Source organism: Amycolatopsis sp. NPDC114478 (assembly GCF_055633805.1).
Genome location: NZ_JBVKDO010000002.1, coordinates 385441 through 403699 on the forward strand (window position 1 = coordinate 385441; position 18259 = coordinate 403699).

Here is an 18259-nt window from a genome sequence, read left to right on the forward strand (position 1 = left end):
GATGGCCGTCCCGCCTTCGCTCGTCCTGTCCGACGGAGTCCGCATCCCCCAGCTGCTGTTCGGCGTCGCGGGGCTGACCGCGGCCGAAACCGGCCGGGCCGTCCGCATCGCCCTCGACATCGGCTACCGCGGCTTCGACACCACGCCGGGCACCGAGGCGGCGGTGGGCACCGCGCTCCTCGAGGTGCCCCGGGACGAGGTGTTCGTCAGCTTCAAGGTGCCCGCGCAGGGTTACGACACCGCCCGCCGCGCCGCCGACCTGGCGCTGGCCGCGCTCCAGGTCGAGCGGGCCGACCTGTGCCTGCTGGACGGCACGAAGGGCGCGTTCACCGACACCTGGCGCGCCCTGAGCCGGCTGCGCGCCGACGGCCGCGTCCGCGCGGTCGGCGTCGCCGGCTTCGGCGTCGCGGAACTGCGCCGGCTGATCGACGCCACCGGCGCGGTCCCGGTGCTGAACCAGGTCGAGCTGCACCCGTGGCTGCAGCAGCTCCCGCTGCGCGAGTTCCACACCCAGCACGGGATGGTGACGGCGGCGGCGAGCCCGGCCGCGAACGCCGGGCTGCTCGCCGACGAGACCGTCACCGCCCTCGCGGCGAAGTACGGCAAGACCCCGGCCCAGATCGTGCTGCGGTGGCACCTGCAGGCCGGCACGGTCGCCGTGGCGGCCTCGGCCACCACGACCCGCACCCGCGAGAACTTCGGGATCTTCGACTTCGAGCTGGCCGACGACGACCTCGCCGTGGTGGCCGAGCTCGACAACGGCACGCGCGTCTAGGCGGTCTTGATCCCGGCGGCCGTGAAGTCGGCCTGCTGGGCCGGCTGCTCGAGGTACTCGCGGAACGTCTGGGCCGCGCGCAGCACGGTGTCGTCGATGCCCTGGCCGGTGAGGCCGATGAACGGGTAGTCCGCGGAGCGGGCGTTCGCCACCGACTGGGCGGGGGAGCCGATCATCTCGGGCTTCTTGGTGGTCAGCTCGCTGACCCAGTACGACGACTCGGGCAGCCAGGCGGCCGGGAGCCCGCCGATGGCGTCCAGGTTGGTCCGGCCGACCAGCGCGTCGAGGACCTGCGAGGACGGCTTGGCGTCGATCGTCACGTGCACGCACTGGCCGTGGACGACGGTCGCGGCCTGGTTCCAGCGGTCGGCGGCCGCGGTCATCGGCTTCTGCACGCTCGGCGTGACGACGATCCGCATCTGGGACGTGCCGCCGGAGCAGCTGGCGGCCTGCGCCTCGGCGCGGCTGTTGAGCTCGCTGTCGGCCCAGTTCCAGCCGATCACGCCGAGCCCGATGAGGGCGGCGAGCACGGCGCAGGCGATCGGCCAGGTGGCGATCCGGCGCCGCGGGGCCTTCTTGCCGACGATCCGGTGCGACCCGGTGGCCTCGCCCTTGCCGGCGACCCGGTGCGAGCCGGTCGTCTCGCTCTTGGCTTCGGTGCGGTGCGGCCCGGTGGTCTCGCTCGTGCTCTCGGTGCGGTGCGGGCCGGTGGTCTCGCCGCGCCGGGGCGTGCGGCGGGTGGCCGGCTCGCCGGCGTCGTCGCGGCGGCGCGGGCGCGGAGTGCTCTCGGCACCAGCACCAGCACCAGCACCGGCGGCGGGTTCGGGGCGGTCGAGGGTGCGGTGGGAGCCGGTGTTCTCGCCGTGGCCGGCGGTCCGGAAGGCCCCGGACGTCTCGCCGCGGGCCGTGATCGGGTAGTTGCCGGAGGCTTCGCCGTGCCGGGTGATGACCTCGGTCCGCTCGGCGGCGGTCTCGTCCCGCCGCGCGACCGGGAAGGGGGCGGAGGCTTCCCCGCGGCGGCCGGCGGGCCGCCCGGTGGCGGGGAACGCGCCGGAGGCCTCGCCCCGGCGGGCGGGCGGTTCACCTTGCCCGGCGACGGGGTGGGAGCCGGACACCTCGCCGCGCCCGGCGACGGGGTGGGAGCCGGACATCTCGCCGCGCCCGGCGACGGGGTGGGAGCCGGACACCTCGCCTCGCTCAGCGACGGGATAGGGGCCGGACACCTCGCCACGACGAGCGGCGGGGTGCGAGCCGGTGGTTTCCCCGCGTTCCGCGACGGGGTGGGAGCCGGAAGCTTCACCACCGCCGGAGACGAAGTAGCCGGACGACTCGCCGCGCGGCGTACCGCGGCCGGCGATCCCGAAGGCGTCCGAGATGGAGCTGCGCTTCTTCTTCGACGGTCCCGGGGCCTGGCCCGCGACCGGGTAGGCGCCGGACGCCTCACCGCGACGGGCTTCGCCGGGGTGCGGGCGGCGCGTGACGGGCGGCCGTCCCCCGGTGGGAGGCGCCTCGGCACGGTCCTGAGGGTGCGGCACGGGCTCGTCGTCCCGGGTGTGTCGCCCCATCGTCGTCCTTTCGCGGTGAGCGCATGTCAAGTACGCGCTGCGATGCAATGAAACCGTTATCACCCTAACAGGTGAGTATCGGAGAGAGAATAATCTGACTCACAGTGGGGCGCGCTCAGGGTGCTGCTCTGACCAGGCGATGGCAGTGCGCTATCAGCCGAGCACGCAGCGGTGCCGCCCGCCGGGCGAACCCACCCTGCGCGCGGGCGTATTCGGCTCGTCCTTCGGCCGTTTCGATCCGCACCGGCGGGTAGCCGAGCGGGGCCAGGTCGTACGGGCTCGCCCGCATGTCCACTGTCCGGATCTCCACGGCCAGCTCGAAGCAGTCCGCCACCAGCTCGGCGGGCACGAACGGATCGAGCTTGTACGCCCATTTGAACAGGTCCATGTTCGCGTGCAGGCACCCCGGCTGCTCGAGTGCGACCTGCGTCTCCCGCGACGGCGTCAGCTCGTTGCGCGGCCGCGCGTCCGCGGTGAAGAACCGGAAGGCGTCGAAGTGCCCGCACCGGACGTCCAGCGCCTCCACGACGGCGTCGGTGCCCGCGGACCCGAGCCGCAGCGGCACCTGGTTGTGCCGGACCGAGTCCGCCGGCTCGCGGTAGACCATGGCCCACTCGTGCAGCCCGAAGCAGCTCAGCCGCGGCGCGCGCGACGCCGTCGCGGTCAGCAGGCCGAACACGAAGTCGGCCGTCCGCGCCTTGCCCTCGGTGAAGCCCGCGGGATCGAGCGTGACGCCGTCGGGTGTCGAGACGTACCCCTTGCGGTCCAGGAAGCGCCGCGCCGCGGGCCCGGCGAGCGCGACGCCGGGCCCGGGCTGCCACCGCTCCAGGTGCGAGGGCCGGTACGAGTAGTAGGTGAACAGGAAGTCCAGCACCGGGTGCTTCTCGCCGCGCGAGCGCCGCTCCTGGTGCGGGCCGGTCCACCGCCGCATCCGCTCGACGTGCGCCGCCTCCCGGGCCAGCCAGTCCGGTTCGGCGAGCACTTCGACGCCGGTCATGCGCCGACGTGGGTTCCGTCGCGCACGGTGCCCACGTACTCCTCGACGAGGTCCTCGAGCGCCACGACGCCGACGGCGTTGCCGCCCGTGTCGAGCGCCCGGGCCAGGTGGCTGCCTTCCTTGCGCATGGCCGAAAGCGCGACGTCGAGCCGGGCGTCGGCGCGCAGCTCGGTGAGCGCGCGCGTCTTCGAGTCGGGCACGATCGTCGCCGGGTCCTGCCCGGCCAGGTCGAGGACGTCCTTCACGTGGATGTAGCCGGTCAGCCGCCCGTCGTCGGTGCACACCGGGAACCGCGAGAAGCCGGTCGAGGAGACCGCCCGCTCGACGTCGCCGAGGGTCGGCCCGCACGGCAGCGTGGTCAGCTCGGCCGTCGGCACCAGCACGTCGGCCACCGTCTTTTCGACCGAGGACAGCGTCTGGGCGAGCCGCCGGTGCTCGGACTGGTCCAGCAGGCCCTCGCGGCGCGACTCGCTCAGCAGCTCGGCCAGCTCGTCGGAGGTGTACGCCGTCTCCAGCTCGTCCTTCGGCTCGACCTTCACCGCGCGCAGCAGCGAGTTGGCGACGAAGTTCAGCAGCCAGATGAACGGCCTGGCGATCTTGACCCACCCGACGTGCACCGGCACCAGCCACAGCGCGAGCCGCTCGGGCTCGGCGATGGCGAGGTTCTTCGGCACCATCTCGCCGATCAGGACGTGCAGCACGGTGATGAACGCCAGCGCGATGGCGAACGAGATCGGGTGCAGCAGCGCTTCGGGCAGGCCCAGCAGGTCGAAGAACGCCGAGAGCCGGTGCGCCACCGCGGGCTCGCCGAGACGGCCGAGCAGCAGCGAGCAGATGGTGATGCCGAGCTGCGCGCCGGCGAGCATCAGCGACACGTGCTTGCTCGCGTTGATGACGATCTTCGCGCGCGCGTTGCCCTGCTCCAGCAGCGCTTCGAGCCGGTCCCGCCGAGAGGAGATCAGCGTGAACTCGGCGCCGACGAAGAAGGCGTTGGTCAGCAGCAGGAGCACGACGAGGGCGATGTTCAGCCAGTCGCTCACGAGGCCACCTCCGCCGGTTCTCCGGTGCGGACGGGTGCGACTTCGACCTCGGCGATCCGGCGTTTGTCCATCGTGGTCACGGTGAGCCGCCAGCCGTCGACCTCGACGGCGTCACCTTCGTCCGGGATCTTGCCCAGCCGCTCGAGGATCAGCCCGGCGATGGTCTCGTAGTCGCCGTCCGGCATCCGGAATCCGGTGACGTCGGTGACCTCGTCGGCGCGCAGCTGCCCGGACACGAGCCAGCTGTCGGTGCCGACCTGCTTCGAGGCCGGCGCTTCGCGGTCGTCGTGCTCGTCGCGGACGTCGCCGATGATCTCCTCGACGACGTCCTCCAGGGTCACCAGCCCGGCGGTGCCGCCGTACTCGTCGACGACGATCGCGAGCTGGAACCGGGAGTCGCGCAGGCGGTTGAGCAAGTCGTCCCCGGGCAGCGACTCGGGCACGGTCGGCACCGGCCGCATGACCGAGCCGATCGGCACGGCGGCCCGGTCGGCGGCGGGCACGGCGAAGGCCTGCTTGACGTGCACGGCGCCGCGGACGTCGTCGAGGTCCTCGGCCTGCACCGGGAACCGCGAGAACCCGGTGCGGCGCGAGATGTCGATGAGGTCCTCGATGGTGTCGTCGATCGCGAGCGATTCGAGCTGCACGCGCGGGGTCATCAGTTCCTCGGCGGTGCGCTCGCCGAACCGCAGCGAGCGGTCGAGCAGCTCGGCGGTCGAGGTGTCGAGCGTCCCGCTTTCGGCGCTGGACCGCACGATCGAGCCGAGCTCCTGCGGCGACCGCGCGGACCGCAGCTCTTCCTGGGGCTCGACGCCGAACTTGCGCACGAGGAAGTTCGCGCTGTTGTTCATGAGCGTGATGAGCCAGCGGAAGAGGGCGGAGAACCGCGAGTGGTACCCGGCGACGGCCCGCGCGGTCGGCAGCGGCCGCGCGATGGCGAGGTTCTTCGGCACCATTTCGCCGAGGATCATCGACATCGAGGTGGCGATGACCAGGGCGAGGACGACCGACGCGCCGGCGGCGAACCCCTCGGGGAGCCCGATGCCGGTGAGCAGCGGCCGGACGAGCTCGCCGATCAGCGGCTCGGCGAGGTAACCGGTGATCAGCGTGGTGAGGGTGATCGCGACCTGGGCGCCGGAGAGCTGGAAGGACAGCGTCCGGTGGGCCTTCTGGACGGTCAGCGCCCGGCGGTCGCCGACCTGCCGCACGTTGGCCTCGACGGTGCTGCGTTCGAGCGCGGTCAGCGAGAACTCGGCGGCGACCGCGAGCCCGGTGCCGACGGTGAGCAGCACGAAGAGCAGGACGCCGAGCACGGCGAAGAGGATTTGGATCATTCCGCACCCGCCAGAGCGGCGGGGGATGAACCTATCGGACAGCCGGGTCGGTCACCCGGCTCGGTACTGTCACCAGGTGACTGCGCTGCGCGCACGAAACGGTCACTCCTAGTAGGAAATCGGCGTGTACTGCGACGATGCGGACAAGTTTACCGTGTCGGTGCCCGGTGTCGTGGGGATATCGGTGTGTCGGCGCGCTCACCTCGGCGGGTGATTCAGCGCGGCTGCCGCCCGAGCAGGGCGACGAGCCGCGCGGTGGCCCCCGCGTCGCGGGGGACCGGGACCGGCGGGTCGAAGATCCCGAGCCCCTGCCACTCGTCCACCCACGGCCGCACGATGTCGAGGAGACCTTCGGCGAGCGCCTCGGTCACCGGGCAGGGGAGGCCCAGCGCCGTCGCCAGGTCCCAGGCGTGGACCGCCGCGTCGATCGTCATCTGCCAGCCGTACTCGCGGGCCGGGACCAGCCCCGCCGACACGTGCACGGCGCGTTCGAGCACGCCGTCGTCGAGGAACGCTTCGCGGGCGGCTTCGGCGGCCGCGTCCCAGGCGCTCACCGGGTCGGTGCCGAGGACGTCGCCGTCGAAGCGGTCGCCGACGTCGTCCAAAGTGGCCCCGGCGAGCAGCGAGGGCGCCCACAGCTGCTCGGCGACGAGGTGGTTCACGAGGTCGCGGACCGTCCACTCGGTACACGGCGTCCGGCGCTCCCAGCCGTCGGCGCCCGCCGCGTGCACCGCGTCGCCGAAGGCCCGCAACGCCTGGCCGTGCGCCTCGAGGAGATCCACGCCGGCCATTGGACCACGGGTGATCAGGCGGTGCCCGGCCGGTGCCGCCGCACGGTCTCCTCGACGAGGTCGAGCACCGGCCCCAGGCCGGCGGCGGGCAGACCCATCGCGAGGTGCGAGACGAGTCCTTCGAGGACGAGCTCCAGGAACGCGGTCAGCACGTCGACGTCGACGTCGTCGCGCAGGTTCCCGGCTTCCCGTTGGCGCAGCAGCCGCAGCCGGGTGGCGGTGGTGAGCTGTTCGGACCGTTCGGCCCAGCGCGCGCGGAACTCGGGGTCGGTGCGCAGCCGCCGGCTGACCTCGAGCCGCGTCCCGAGCCAGTCGGCGGGGTGGTCGCCGCCGGCGAGCAGGTCGCGCATGACCTGGACGAGACCCTGTTCGGCGACGACGTCGGCCATCCGGATGGCGTCGTCTTCGGCGAGGGCGAGGAAGAGCGACTCCTTGTCGCGGAAGTGGTGGAAGATGGCCCCGCGCGACAGGCCGGTGGCTTCCTCCAGGCGCCGGACTGTGGCACCTTCATAGCCGTAGCGCGCGAAGCAGACGCGCGAGCCGTCGAGGATCTGGCGCCGGCGTGCGTCGAGGTGATCCTGGCTTACGCGTGGCATCCTGAAATCCTGGCACCGAGAGCCCGGACTTCGCAATCCGTACGTACGTACTGTGACCCGGAGTGCCCGGGAACCGAACCGAAGCCCCCATCGTCGGAACGTTGCAGCGATTCGCTGACACGGCGTGAGACAGTTGGCTAATCTTTGCACCATCACGGTGGGTGAACTGAGGGGAAGGTGCGCGGCGTGATCATCGGCGAAGCCGGGCAGGCGGTCCAGGCGGTCTGGGGTGGCGACATCCTCGGCCAGAGTGGCCGGGTCTACGGCGGCGGTGGCGGCGGGGGCGGCAAGTTCCAGATGGACCCCGAGGAGCTCGCCTCGGTGATCGGTCTCTGGGAAGACGAGCTGGACAAGATCGTCGAAGACAAGGACAAGATCAACTTCATCATCGCGTCGTTGCAGGCGCCCGGCAAGGACGCCGTCAGCAGTGGCTACGTCTCGACCACCATGGACTCCCTTTCCGCGCTTCAGGCGCAAAACGACTCGATGCTGAAGTATGTGCAGAACTACGTGAAGAAACTCAAGGAAGCCCAAACCAAGACCGTCGCCACCGACCAGGGCATGGCCGACCCGTTCCGGACGGTGTGACCGTGCGCCTGCCCGTACGCGTCCTGGCCGGTGCCCTGGCCATCGCGGCGCTGTTCGCCGGCTGCTCGACCGAAAAGTCTGGGACTGCATCGCCCGCGCCGAGCCAGCCGGTGTCGTCCGGTGCCTCCGCCAATCCGGACGTACCCAAAGTGACCACGCCGCTCGACGTTTCGAAGTACGCCACCAAGCCGTGCGACATAGTCCCCGCTTCGACGTTGTCGTCACTGCAGTTCACCGACCCCGGGGAGACCCAGTTGCAGGACAACGGAATCGGTGCCGCCGGTCCGGGCTGCAGCTGGAAAATCGCGGGCGCAGGCGTGAGCATGCAGGTCATCATCGGCACCGGTAACCGGGACCGAGGGCTGGGTGGTCTGGCGGGGTTGTACACCGCTCACCAAGACGGCCAATTGCCATTTCTCGAGAAGGCGCCGGACGTCGAGGGCTACCCGGCGATCTACATCGACAAGCGTGATCGGCGCCCGCTGGGCAACTGCAGCTTGGACATGGGGGTCGCCGATGACCTCGCGGTCGGTGTGCTGTCCGGTGGCTACCAAGGGCAGGACGATTCTTGCGCTGCGGCGAGCCAGGTGGCGGCCGCGATCATCACCACACTCAAGGGGGCATGACGAGTGGATGGCAAGCAGATCTACGACAACTTCACACAAGGCAACACCACCGGTCTGCGCTCGGCCGCCGACGAGGTCGCGAACCTCTCGAACGCCTACCTGGACCGTGCTCAAGGCATCAAGTCGCTGCAGGACCGCATGAAGCAGGCCTGGACCGGCAACGCGGCCGACGCCGCGAATGCCGGGGCCGGTCCGCTCGAACAGGCTTTCGCCGAAACCGCCCAGCCGCTGGATGTCACCAAGGCCTCGGTCGACTCCCAGGCAGCCGCGTTCGACCACTCCAGCAGCGCGGTCGTCGAGGTTCCGCCGAAGCCGGAGAAGCCGAGTGCGTGGAGCATCGGCCTCAAGGCCGCCATCCCGATCGCCGGGCCCTTCATGGCCAAGGACGACATCGACAGCTACCAAGCCGGGATCGCGAAGTACAACGCAGCCAACGAAACCAACGTCCGGGTGATGGACCAGTACAGCAGCGTCACCGACAGCACCCGGTCCGCGCTGCCCACCGACTACGGCGTCCTCGAGTCCGACGGCGCCGCCATCTCGGTCAACACGCCCGAGGGGCCTGGCCGGATCACCGAACCCACCGACCGGAGCAAGTGGCTTCCGGGCGGCCCCGGCGGCGACCCCGGCAGCAACGGCCACACCTCGACCACCGGCTTCGACCCCGGTCAGAACGGCGGCTCCGACAAGCCGGGCGGTACGGGAGGCACCGGCGGCACGGGAGGAACCGGCGGAACTGGCGGCACGGGAGGAACCGGGGGGACCGGCGGTACGGGAGGAACCGGGGGGACCGGCGGTACGGGAGGCACCGGCGACGACACCCACACCACCGGCTCCGGACGCCCGACCGTTCCCACCATCCCGACCAGGCCGGGCCAGTCCACCGACCAGCCGGGCAAGACGCCGCCCAGCGCCGGCGGGATCGACTTCTACCCCACCAACACCGGTGGGGGCGGAGGCCAGAACTACTCGAACACCTTCGGCAACGACCCCGAGTCGAGCACCGGCGGACGCGGGGCGGCCGGCGGGAACGCCGGCAGCCGGCTCCTGGACTCCAACGGCCGGCCGATCAGCGGGAGCGGCGGCACCGGAGGCAGCGGAAGCGGCGCGGCGGGGGAGCGCGGCCTCGGCAGCGGCCGCGGTTCCGGCATGGGCGGTCTGGGCAACGCGGCCGCCGCGGAGGCGGCCGCGGCGAGGTCGGCCGCGGGGCGCTCCGGGCAGATGGGGCCGATGGGCCCCGGGGGCCGGCGGGGCGAGGGCGAGGAAGATGATGAGCACCAGCGCCCGGACTTCCTGATCGAAGCGGACCCGGACGCGATCTTCGGCACCGACCAGCGGACCAGTCCGCCGGTCATCGGCGAGTAGAAGCGAACAGGCGGGTGGACGTGGCAACAGGCCGGGTGGACGTTCCGGTCGAGGCGCTGGCCGCACTGGCGGAGCGCGAGCAGGTCGGTCAGCTGCACCTCACCCTCCGTCCGGAGCCGCTGTGGCTCTCGGACGCGGAGCGCGCCGAGGCGGACAAGCGGGTCGACGCCGCGCTGGCCGAGGCCGGCTTGGTCGACTCGCGCGGCCGGGCCGGCGTCGACTTCCTCGACTGGCTCCCGCTGCTGGTCAACCCGGCGCGGGAGTGCTACGGCTGGGTCGGGGTCGACGGCCGGACCTACGGCGTGCTCGCCGCCGCGAAGGGCCTCCAAGCCGTCCTGGCCGTCTCCGACGGCACGCACGTCGGCGTCCAGGAGATCGACCGGAACCGGCTCGCCGAGTCGCTCGTCGAGCAGCTGCCACCGGTGGGGGCCGGCGGCGGCCACCCGCGCACCGTCCGGGTGGCGGACCTGGCTGAAGCGGCCCGCCGCGGTCAGGACGCCTACCCGCTCGACCCGGCGATCGCCGACGTCGTCAGCCTGGTGCAGCGGCCGGTCTCGGGCAGCGGCGAGCTCTACGTCGGCCGCCGCGACGAGGTCGGCCGGCACACCTGCCTGCAGCAGCCGCTGCACTACGCCGACACGGACTGGGGCCGCTACCTCAGCTACACCTCCGGCGCGGGCGACGACGCCGTCATCCACATCGGCCCGGCGGGCCCGCGCGAACTGGCCGACACGCTCATGGAGCTGGCCGGCGCCCTGGTCTGAGCGGCTAAAGCCCGCGCGTCCAGCCGAGCCGGGCGCTAATGTGACAGCGCTGTTGTATTCCGGGCGGAAGGACGCGCTGATGCTGTACCCCGAGATCGAGCCCTACGAGCACGGCCTGCTCGACGTCGGCGACGGGCACGAGATCTACTGGGAGACCTGCGGGAACCCGGACGGGAAACCGGCGCTCGTCGTGCACGGCGGCCCGGGTACGGGCTGCTCGGCGAACCTGCGCCGCTACTTCGACCCGGCGCGCTACCGGGTCGTGCTCGTCGACCAGCGCGGCTGCGGCCGCAGCACCCCGCACGCCGGCGCCCCGGTCGCCGACCTGTCCGCCAACACCACCGACCACCTCGTCGCGGACTTCGAGCTCCTCCGGACGCGGCTCGGCATCGAGAAGTGGCTGCTGTTCGGCGGTTCCTGGGGCTCGGTGCTCAGCCTGACGTACGCGCTGCGGCACACCGGGCGGGTCAGCGAGATGGTCCTCATGGGACTGGCGACCGACCGCTTCATCGAGATCGAAATGCTCATCCGCGGCCTGGGAGCGTACTTCCCCGAGGCCTTCGAGAAGTTCCGCCAGGGCGTGCCGGAGAGCGAGCGGGACGGCGACCTGTCCGCCGCCTACCACCGGTTGCTGATGGATCCCGACCCGGCCGTCCACCGCAAGGCGGCCGACGACTGGTGCGCCTGGGAAGACGCGATGCTCCCGGGCGTGCCCGCGTACAAGTCTTTCGAGGACCCGGCCTTCCAGCTCTGCTTCGCCCGGCTGGTCACGCACTACTTCAGCAACCGGGCCTTCCTGCCCGACGGCGAAATCTTGCGCAACCTCGGCAAGCTCGCCGGCATCCCCGCCGTGCTGGCCCAAGGTGTGCTCGACACGAGCAACATGGTCGGCACGCCCTGGCTGATGCACCACGCTTGGCCGGGCAGCGAGCTGGTGATGCTGGAGAACATCGGGCACTCGACGCAGGACGCCCCGATGCAGGACGTGCTCGTCGGCGCGACCGACCGCTTCGCGCGGTGATGAAACCGCGCGGCGCCCCCACCCGAGGCGCCGCGCGGAACCCCCGGCTCACGGGATGAGCAGCGCCGGCTCACCTTCCGGCGCGAGCGCCGCCTCGGCCCGCTGGGCCCGGTTGGCCTCGGCCAGCTTCAGCCCGGTGATGCGCAGCGGCAGCCGGTCCATGTTCCACTCGGCCAGCAGCAGCGCCACCTTCGACTGCATTTCCGTGCGCAGCCGCAGGAACGAGTCGGCCGGGTCCGCGCCGACCTCGCCCAGCAGCAGCCACCACGCCCACGCGGCCGCGCCCGCGTTGGCGACGAAGTCGGGCACGACCGCGACGCCCCGGGCCGACAGCGCGGCCTCGGCTTCCGGTGTCGTGGCCGCGTTGGCCGCCTCGACGACCACGGCCGCCTTGACCAGGTTCTCGTTGTCCGGCCGCAACGCGTAGGAGATCGCGGCCGGCACGAAGATGTCCGCGTCGACGCCGACGACCGTCTCGCGGGGCAGCGAGCGCACGCCGGCGGGCAGCCGGGACCGGTCCACCTCGCCGAAGCGGTCGCGCAGCTCCAGCAGCGCCGGGACGTCGAGCCCGACCGGGTCGTAGAGCGTGCCCGCGGCGTCGGCCACGGCGACCACCTTCATCCCGGCTTCGTGCAGGTACCAGGCCGCGCCGCCGCCCATGGTCCCGATGCCCTGGATCGCCACGGTCGTCTCGCGCACGTCCCAGTCCCACGCCGCCGCGACGCCGAGGCACGCCTGCGCCACGCCGTAGCCGCCGACGACGTCGCCGAGCAGCAGCCCGCCGGGCACCGGCGCGTTCAGGCCGGCCTGCACCCGGCGCAGGGTGCGCGCCGGATCCGCCGAACGGCCGATCGCCGCGTGGTACGACTGCTCCAGCCCGAGCTCGGCGAACACCTCGTCGATCAGGTGCTGGGGCACGCCGAGGTCCTCGGCGGTCACCCAGTGCGCGTCCAGCCACGGCCGCAGGAACGCGCAGAACCGCTTCAGCACGCCGAACGCCCGCGGGTCCTTCGGGTCGAAGTCGATGCCGCCCTTCGCCCCGCCGACCGGCAGGTTGAAGGTCGCGGTCTTGTTGGCCATGCCCCGGGCGAGGTCCTCGACCTCGCTCATCGTGCAGCCCGCCCGCATCCGGGTGCCGCCGGTGGCGACGCCCGAGACCAGGCTGTGCACCACCAGGTAGCCGTGCGCGCCGGTGATGGAATCGGTCCAGGTCAGTCGCATCAGCGGCTCGGCGTTGCGGGGGGTCATCAGGGCCACTCACCTCCAGGGAAGTCCGGGGGCGGCCCCGTCGTGACCGCCTTCCCCGAGCGTGCGCCCCGGACCGCCCACGCGTCCATTTAACGAACCTGCACGATCTCGTTTAGGTTTGGTGTATGGAGCTTTCGTTGCACCGCCTGCGGATGCTGCGCGAGCTGCACCGCCGGGGCACGGTGACAGCGGCCGCCGCTTCGCTGCACTACACCGCTTCGGCGGTATCGCAGCAGCTCGCGCAGCTCGAACGCGACGTCGGCGCGAAGCTGTTCGAGCGGCTCGGCCGGCGCGTCCAGCTGACCGAGCTGGGCAACCTCCTGACGGAGCACGCCGAGGAGATCCTCGGCTCCGTCGAACGGGCGACACTCGCCCTGGAGGAGGCCCAGGAGGCCCGCACGGTCCGGCTGACCGCCGGCGTCTGGGCGTCGGTGGCCTCGGGGCTGCTGCCGACGGCGCTGACCGCGCTGGCCGACGAACACCCCGGCATCGAGGTGCGCACGCGCGAACTGGCGCCGGAGGACACCGCCGAGGCGGTCCGCGACGGCTCGCTCGACCTGTCGTTCGTCATCGACTACTCGGACGCGCCGACGCCGTGGGACGCCGGGCTGGAACGTGCCGTCGTGGCGGTCGAGCGGCTGCACGCGGCGGTGCCGCGGGGCGCGGTGCCCTCCGGTTCGGCCTCCCTCGACGACCTCGCCGAGCACCCGTGGATCCTGGCCAGCCCGAAGTCGCACTTCGGCCGGGCGATGCGCACGGCCTGCCAGCGGCACGGCTTCGCGCCGAAGATCAACCACGAGGTCGAAGAGCAGTCCACGGCGATGGCGATGGTGGGTGCCGGGCTGGGCGTCACGCTCGTCTCGGACCTGGGCCTGCGGCTGCTGCGGCCACCCGGGATCGACGTCGTCGCACTCACCACGCCGCTGCTGCGGACGGTGTCGATCGCTTACCGGCGCACCGCGTTCCGGCTGCCCGCGCTGCACCTGGTGATCGAGGCCGTGCGGGCGTCGGCGGCCTCGCTGGGTCTCGGCACGGAGTCCGCTTTGCCCTGATCCGGGACTTCTTACGGAGTGGTGAACCCGTCTTGCACCGCAAGATCCGGCCTGATTTTGTCGTACCCCGCGTGTAGCGTCCGAAGTCAAGAAGTTCCACCACACGGAACAGGAACGGACATGACTGAGGTGTCCACGATGCACCATTTTCCCGAGAAGTCGGGGAGTGCGTCGAACCGTACCGCGCGGGTCCTGGCGGACCGCGCGGCCGGGGAGGCGTACGTCGCATCGGTGTGTTTCAAGCACGGACCGCCCCGCCTGACCGGCGTGGAGCTGGAGTTCACCGTGCACCACGCCGACGACCCGGCCAGACCCCTCGATCCCGACGTCCTCGCCGCGGCACTGGGTCCGCACACCCCGCGGACGCTCCGCCCCGACAGCCCCGCTTCACCGCTCCCGGCCGGTTCACCAGTGAGCCTCGAACCCGGGTGCCAGGTCGAAATCTCCGCTCTTCCCCAGGCCTCCCTGCGCGACCTCGACGCAGCCGTCACGGCCGACCTCCACCACCTGCGTGACCGCCTCTCCCGGCACGGCCTCGTGCTGGGCGAAACGGGCATCGACGCCCACCGCGCGCCACGCCGGCTCCTGCACACACCGCGCTACGCGGCGATGGAACGGCGGTTCGCGCCGATCGGTCCCGGGGGCATCACGATGATGTGCAGCACGGCCGGCCTGCAGGTCTGCGTCGACGCGGGGGAGCCCGAGCACTACGCCGCCCGCTGGGCGGCGGCCCACGCGATGGGCCCGCCGCTGCTCGCCCTCTTCGCCAACTCCCGCGTCCACGCCGGACGGGACACGGGACACGCCTCCGCCCGCTGGCTCGCGGTGCACGACACGGAGGCGGTCCGCACGCGCACGTCCGGCGTCGCGGACGACGACCCCGCCGGGTGGTGGGCCCAGCGCCTGATGGACACCCCGCTGATGGTGCTGCCCCGCGGCGACCGGCCGTGGGACGCGCCGGAGGGGCTGACCTTCGCCGACTGGATCGACGGCAAGGGCGCGGCCGCGCTGCTGCCGAAGCCGACGGCGGCGGACCTCGACTACCACCTCACCACGATGTTCACCCCGGTCCGGCCCCAGGGCTACCTGGAGATCCGGTACCTCGACGCGCAACCGCCGGACGAGTGGCTGGCGCCGGTGGCGCTGGTCTCGGCGCTGCTCGCCCGGCCGTCCACTGTGGACAAGGTGCGGGCGATCTGCGCGCCGGTCGTGGACCGGTGGACCGAGGCGGCGCGGCGGGGCCTGGCCGATGCGGACCTGGCGGCCGTCGCCGCGGCGCTGGCCGACCTCGGCTGCGCCGAGCTGGGCGTCACCGGGCTGGCGGCGGAGTCGATCACCGAGATCAGCGAGAGCGTGCAGGGGCGCGCGTACCGATCGAGGAGCGAAGCATGAGCACGGAAGCACTGGGTGACCTGAGCGCGCAGGACCTGCGTGCCCGGGCCGCCGAAGCACTGACCCGGGCGCGGGCGCGCAGCGTGGCGCTGACCGACGCCGTGGACGACGAAGACCTGGTCCGCCAGCACTCCAAGCTGATGTCGCCGCTGGTCTGGGACCTCGCGCACATCGGCGTCCAGGAGGAGCTGTGGCTGGTCCGCGACGTCGGCGGCCGCGAGCCGCTGCGCCCGGACATCGACGACATCTACGACGCGTTCCAGCACGCCCGCGCCGACCGGCCGGAGCTGCCGCTGCTCGGCCCGGCCGAGGCGCGCGCGTACGTCAAGCAGGTCCGCGAGAAGGCGTTCGACGTGCTGGAGCACGCGCCGATGGAGGGGCGGCGGCTGACCGAGCAGGCCTTCGCGTTCGGCATGATCACCCAGCACGAGCAGCAGCACGACGAGACCATGCTGGCCACCCACCAGCTGCGCCAGGGCGATCCGGTGCTGCACGCGCCGCAGCCGCCGCCCGCCCGGTCGGGCCCGCTGCCCGCCGAGGTGCTGGTGCCGGGGGGCACGTTCACGATGGGCACGTCGGCCGAGCCGTGGGCGCTGGACAACGAGCGCCCGGCGCACGAGATCGCCGTCGAGGCGTTCTGGATGGACACCGTCCCGGTGACGGGCGGCGCCTACGCGCGGTTCCTCGACAGCGGCGGCTACGACGACGAGCGATGGTGGAGCCCGGCGGGCTGGGCCTACCGGACGGAGCACGGCATCAGCGCGCCGCGGTTCTGGAAGCGGGAGCAGGACGGCTGGTGGCGGACCGCGTTCGGCGTCTACGAGCGCGTCCCCGCCGACGAGCCGGTCGTGCACGTCTCCTTCTACGAAGCCGAGGCGTACGCGGCCTGGGCCGGGCGGCGGCTGCCGACGGAGGCGGAGTGGGAGAAGGCCGCGCGGTTCGACCTGGCGACCGGCCGGTCGCGGCGGTTCCCGTGGGGTGACGGGGAACCGACGGCCGAGCACGCCAACCTCGGCCAGCGGCACCTGCGCCCGGCGCCGGCGGGGGCGTACCCGGCCGGCGCGTCACCGACCGGCGTGCACCAGCTGATCGGCGACGTCTGGGAGTGGACGAGCACCGACTTCCACGGCTATCCGGGCTTCGCGCCGTTCCCGTACCGGGAGTACTCGGAGGTGTTCTTCGGCCCGGAGTACAAGGTGCTGCGCGGTGGCTCGTTCGGCACCGACTCGGCGGCGATCCGGGGTACGTTCCGCAACTGGGACTACCCGATCCGGCGGCAGATCTTCGCCGGGTTCCGGACGGCCCGCGACGCGGCACCCGGCGAGGTGGGCTAGGCGTCATGTGCAGGCACCTCGCCTACCTCGGCGAGCCGGTTTCGCCCGCCGAGGCGGTTTTCCGCGCGCCGCACGCGCTGCTGGTGCAGTCCTACGCACCCGCGGACATGCGCGGCGGCGGTTCGGTCAACGCCGACGGGTTCGGGCTGGGATGGTACCCCGGCCCGGGCTCGGCGCCGCTGCGCCACCGCCGTTCGACTCCACTGTGGACGGACGAGACGCTGCCGCCGCTCGCCGCGGCGGTGACCTCGGGCGCGTTCGTCGCCGCGGTCCGCAACGGCACCACCGGCCTACCGGTGACCGAAGCGGCCGCGGCGCCGTTCACCGCCGGGCGCTGGTTGTTCAGCCACAACGGCGTCGTCCGCGGCTACCCCGACTCGCTGGCCGAACCGGCCAAGACCCTGCCGGTGACCGAACTGCTGACGCTGGAGGCGCCGACGGACTCGGTGGTGCTCTGGGCGCTGCTGCGCGCCCGGCTCGCCACGGGGGACGACCCGCTGACGGCGGTGGCGGAGCTGACCACCGCCGTCGAAGCGGCCGCGCCCGGTTCCCGGCTCAACTTCCTGCTCACCGACGGCGAAACGCTGATCGGTACCGCCTGGACGCACGCGCTGTCCGTGCTGGAGACCCCGGCCGGCGTGTGGCTCGCGTCCGAACCCCTCGACGGCGACCCGCGCTGGCGGCCCGTCCCCGACCACCACGCCGTGCGCGCCACCGCGGCCGGCGTCGACCTGCTTCCCCTGACCCAGGAGCGTTCATGACCGAGATCGACCTCGACCACCACCGCTCCGGCGACACCGTCACCGCGGAACTGCGCGCGGACGTCGTCGCCGGGCTCACCGCCGAGCGCAAGTGGCTGCCGCCCAAGTGGTTCTACGACGCCGAGGGCAGCGAGCTGTTCGAGAAGATCACCCAGCTGCCGGAGTACTACCCGACCCGCAGCGAGCGCGAGGTGCTGGCCGCGCACGCGGGCGACGTCGCAGAGCTGTCCGGGGCGCACACGCTCGTCGAGCTCGGTTCCGGTTCGAGCGAGAAGACCCGCCTGCTGCTCGACGCGCTCACCGGGCACGGCACGCTGGAGGCGTTCGTCCCGCTCGACGTGTCCGAGTCCGCGCTGGCCGAGGCCGCCGAGGCGATCTCGAAGGACTACCCGGGCCTGACCGTGCGCGGGGTCGTCGGCGACTTCACCCAGCACCTCGACCTGCTGCCCGGCGGGCAGCCGCGGGTGGTGGCGTTCCTCGGCGGCACGATCGGCAACTTCCTGCCCGCCGAGCGCGCGACCTTCCTGCGCTCGGTGCGCGAAGTGCTCGACGAAGGGGAGTGGCTGCTGCTCGGCACCGATCTCGTCAAGGACCCGGGCATCCTCGAACGCGCCTACGACGACGCCGCCGGCGTCACGGCCGAGTTCAACAAGAACGTGCTGCGCGTGATCAACGCCCTCCTCGGCGCGAACTTCGACCTCGACGAGTTCGAGCACGTGTCGCACTGGGACGCCGGCAACGAGTGGATCGAGATGCGCCTGCGCGCCCGCCGGGCGCTGACCGTCGAGATCCCCGGCGCGGACCTCACCGTCAGCTTCGCCGAGGGTGAGCACATCCGCACGGAGATCTCGGCCAAGTTCCGGCCCGCCGGCGTCGAGGCGGAGCTGGCCGCGGCCGGGTTCGCGCTGGATCGCTGGTGGACCGACTCCCAGCAGCGGTTCGGGGTGAGCCTGGCAAGATCTGTGCGTGGCTAATCCTCTCCGGGCGCTGGCCCGGGCCCTCGGAACCCG

18 protein-coding genes are annotated in these 18259 nt (G+C 72.3%); 11 read left to right on the forward strand and 7 right to left on the reverse strand.

Features of this window, described 5'->3' with window-relative positions; translation table 11 throughout:
* The first annotated feature begins 1 nt into the window (after position 1).
* Positions 2-775: an aldo/keto reductase gene (locus ACZ7OH_RS06430; protein WP_470279902.1), complete on the forward strand. Its 774-nt coding sequence runs from the start codon at positions 2-4 to the stop codon at positions 773-775.
* Here ACZ7OH_RS06430 and ACZ7OH_RS06435 read toward each other — a convergent pair.
* The 6 genes from ACZ7OH_RS06435 to ACZ7OH_RS06460 form a co-directional block, all read right to left on the reverse strand.
* Positions 772-2340 (reverse strand): hypothetical protein, encoded by a 1569-nt coding sequence (locus tag ACZ7OH_RS06435; RefSeq protein WP_470279903.1) that lies wholly within the window; start codon positions 2338-2340, stop codon positions 772-774. The genes ACZ7OH_RS06430 and ACZ7OH_RS06435 overlap by 4 nt on opposite strands.
* Before the next feature lie 115 nt (positions 2341-2455).
* On the reverse strand, positions 2456-3337 hold the full coding sequence (locus ACZ7OH_RS06440) for a 3-methyladenine DNA glycosylase (protein WP_470279904.1): 882 nt from the start codon (positions 3335-3337) through the stop codon (positions 2456-2458).
* On the reverse strand, positions 3334-4377 hold the full coding sequence (locus tag ACZ7OH_RS06445; RefSeq protein ID WP_470279905.1) for a hemolysin family protein: 1044 nt from the start codon (positions 4375-4377) through the stop codon (positions 3334-3336). The genes ACZ7OH_RS06440 and ACZ7OH_RS06445 overlap by 4 nt, the downstream gene beginning before the upstream one ends.
* Positions 4374-5711: a hemolysin family protein gene (locus tag ACZ7OH_RS06450; RefSeq protein ID WP_400907511.1), complete on the reverse strand. Its 1338-nt coding sequence runs from the start codon at positions 5709-5711 to the stop codon at positions 4374-4376. The genes ACZ7OH_RS06445 and ACZ7OH_RS06450 overlap by 4 nt, the downstream gene beginning before the upstream one ends.
* 215 nt (positions 5712-5926) lie before the next feature.
* Positions 5927-6502: a TIGR03086 family metal-binding protein gene (locus ACZ7OH_RS06455; RefSeq protein WP_470279906.1), complete on the reverse strand. Its 576-nt coding sequence runs from the start codon at positions 6500-6502 to the stop codon at positions 5927-5929.
* A 14-nt stretch (positions 6503-6516) separates the two neighbouring features.
* Complete coding sequence (locus tag ACZ7OH_RS06460) at positions 6517-7098, reverse strand: TetR/AcrR family transcriptional regulator (RefSeq protein WP_257918778.1); 582 nt, start codon at positions 7096-7098, stop codon at positions 6517-6519.
* A 186-nt stretch (positions 7099-7284) separates the two neighbouring features.
* Between ACZ7OH_RS06460 and ACZ7OH_RS06465 the strand changes: the two genes are divergently transcribed.
* From ACZ7OH_RS06465 to pip, 5 genes are all read left to right on the forward strand, one after another.
* The gene (locus ACZ7OH_RS06465; protein WP_470279907.1) at positions 7285-7686 is read left to right on the forward strand and encodes a hypothetical protein; all 402 of its coding nucleotides are present in this window, start codon (positions 7285-7287) and stop codon (positions 7684-7686) included.
* A gap of 2 nt (positions 7687-7688) precedes the next feature.
* Positions 7689-8312, forward strand: coding sequence for a DUF3558 domain-containing protein (locus tag ACZ7OH_RS06470; protein WP_470279908.1), 624 nt, complete (start codon positions 7689-7691; stop codon positions 8310-8312).
* A 3-nt stretch (positions 8313-8315) separates the two neighbouring features.
* A complete protein-coding gene (locus tag ACZ7OH_RS06475; RefSeq protein WP_470279909.1) occupies positions 8316-9677 on the forward strand; it encodes a WXG100 family type VII secretion target in 1362 nt (453 codons plus the stop codon).
* A gap of 35 nt (positions 9678-9712) precedes the next feature.
* The gene (locus ACZ7OH_RS06480; RefSeq protein ID WP_470279910.1) at positions 9713-10441 is read left to right on the forward strand and encodes an ESX secretion-associated protein EspG; all 729 of its coding nucleotides are present in this window, start codon (positions 9713-9715) and stop codon (positions 10439-10441) included.
* Between the two features lie 79 nt (positions 10442-10520).
* Positions 10521-11462: a prolyl aminopeptidase gene (pip, locus tag ACZ7OH_RS06485; RefSeq protein ID WP_470279911.1), complete on the forward strand. Its 942-nt coding sequence runs from the start codon at positions 10521-10523 to the stop codon at positions 11460-11462.
* 48 nt (positions 11463-11510) lie between these two features.
* Here the strand turns inward: pip and ACZ7OH_RS06490 are convergent, their stop codons facing one another.
* Positions 11511-12710: a Glu/Leu/Phe/Val dehydrogenase dimerization domain-containing protein gene (locus ACZ7OH_RS06490; protein ID WP_470279912.1), complete on the reverse strand. Its 1200-nt coding sequence runs from the start codon at positions 12708-12710 to the stop codon at positions 11511-11513.
* 125 nt (positions 12711-12835) lie between these two features.
* On the opposite strand from ACZ7OH_RS06490, the gene ACZ7OH_RS06495 reads away from it, so the two are divergent.
* From ACZ7OH_RS06495 to egtD, 5 genes are all read left to right on the forward strand, one after another.
* Entirely contained in the window at positions 12836-13762 is a 927-nt protein-coding gene (locus tag ACZ7OH_RS06495) for a LysR family transcriptional regulator (protein ID WP_470279913.1), read from the forward strand.
* Positions 13763-13891: 129 nt separating this feature from the next.
* A complete protein-coding gene (locus tag ACZ7OH_RS06500; protein WP_470280313.1) occupies positions 13892-15154 on the forward strand; it encodes a glutamate-cysteine ligase family protein in 1263 nt (420 codons plus the stop codon).
* Positions 15151-16488 (forward strand): ergothioneine biosynthesis protein EgtB, encoded by a 1338-nt coding sequence (gene egtB / locus ACZ7OH_RS06505; RefSeq protein ID WP_470279914.1) that lies wholly within the window; start codon positions 15151-15153, stop codon positions 16486-16488. The genes ACZ7OH_RS06500 and egtB overlap by 4 nt, the downstream gene beginning before the upstream one ends.
* Before the next feature lie 5 nt (positions 16489-16493).
* Positions 16494-17249 (forward strand): ergothioneine biosynthesis protein EgtC, encoded by a 756-nt coding sequence (gene egtC, locus ACZ7OH_RS06510; RefSeq protein ID WP_470279915.1) that lies wholly within the window; start codon positions 16494-16496, stop codon positions 17247-17249.
* Positions 17246-18223 carry an L-histidine N(alpha)-methyltransferase gene (egtD, locus tag ACZ7OH_RS06515; RefSeq protein ID WP_470279916.1) on the forward strand — a complete coding sequence of 326 codons (978 nt, stop codon included), beginning with the start codon at positions 17246-17248 and terminating at the stop codon, positions 18221-18223. Before egtC ends, egtD begins: the two co-directional genes overlap by 4 nt.
* Positions 18224-18259 lie beyond the last annotated feature (36 nt).

What these genes read in the sequence shown, in the direction of transcription:
- egtB (WP_470279914.1), top strand. Translation starts at nt 15,151, where the DNA reads ATGAGCACGGAAGCACTGGGTGACCTGAGCGCGCAGGACCTGCGTGCC.
- egtD (WP_470279916.1), top strand. Translation starts at nt 17,246, where the DNA reads ATGACCGAGATCGACCTCGACCACCACCGCTCCGGCGACACCGTCACC.
- ACZ7OH_RS06440 (WP_470279904.1), bottom strand. Translation starts at nt 3,337, where the DNA reads ATGACCGGCGTCGAAGTGCTCGCCGAACCGGACTGGCTGGCCCGGGAG.
- ACZ7OH_RS06450 (WP_400907511.1), bottom strand. Translation starts at nt 5,711, where the DNA reads ATGATCCAAATCCTCTTCGCCGTGCTCGGCGTCCTGCTCTTCGTGCTG.
- ACZ7OH_RS06495 (WP_470279913.1), top strand. Translation starts at nt 12,836, where the DNA reads ATGGAGCTTTCGTTGCACCGCCTGCGGATGCTGCGCGAGCTGCACCGC.
- ACZ7OH_RS06435 (WP_470279903.1), bottom strand. Translation starts at nt 2,340, where the DNA reads ATGGGGCGACACACCCGGGACGACGAGCCCGTGCCGCACCCTCAGGAC.
- ACZ7OH_RS06490 (WP_470279912.1), bottom strand. Translation starts at nt 12,710, where the DNA reads ATGACCCCCCGCAACGCCGAGCCGCTGATGCGACTGACCTGGACCGAT.
- pip (WP_470279911.1), top strand. Translation starts at nt 10,521, where the DNA reads ATGCTGTACCCCGAGATCGAGCCCTACGAGCACGGCCTGCTCGACGTC.
- ACZ7OH_RS06460 (WP_257918778.1), bottom strand. Translation starts at nt 7,098, where the DNA reads ATGCCACGCGTAAGCCAGGATCACCTCGACGCACGCCGGCGCCAGATC.
- egtC (WP_470279915.1), top strand. Translation starts at nt 16,494, where the DNA reads ATGTGCAGGCACCTCGCCTACCTCGGCGAGCCGGTTTCGCCCGCCGAG.
- ACZ7OH_RS06430 (WP_470279902.1), top strand. Translation starts at nt 2, where the DNA reads ATGGCCGTCCCGCCTTCGCTCGTCCTGTCCGACGGAGTCCGCATCCCC.
- ACZ7OH_RS06455 (WP_470279906.1), bottom strand. Translation starts at nt 6,502, where the DNA reads ATGGCCGGCGTGGATCTCCTCGAGGCGCACGGCCAGGCGTTGCGGGCC.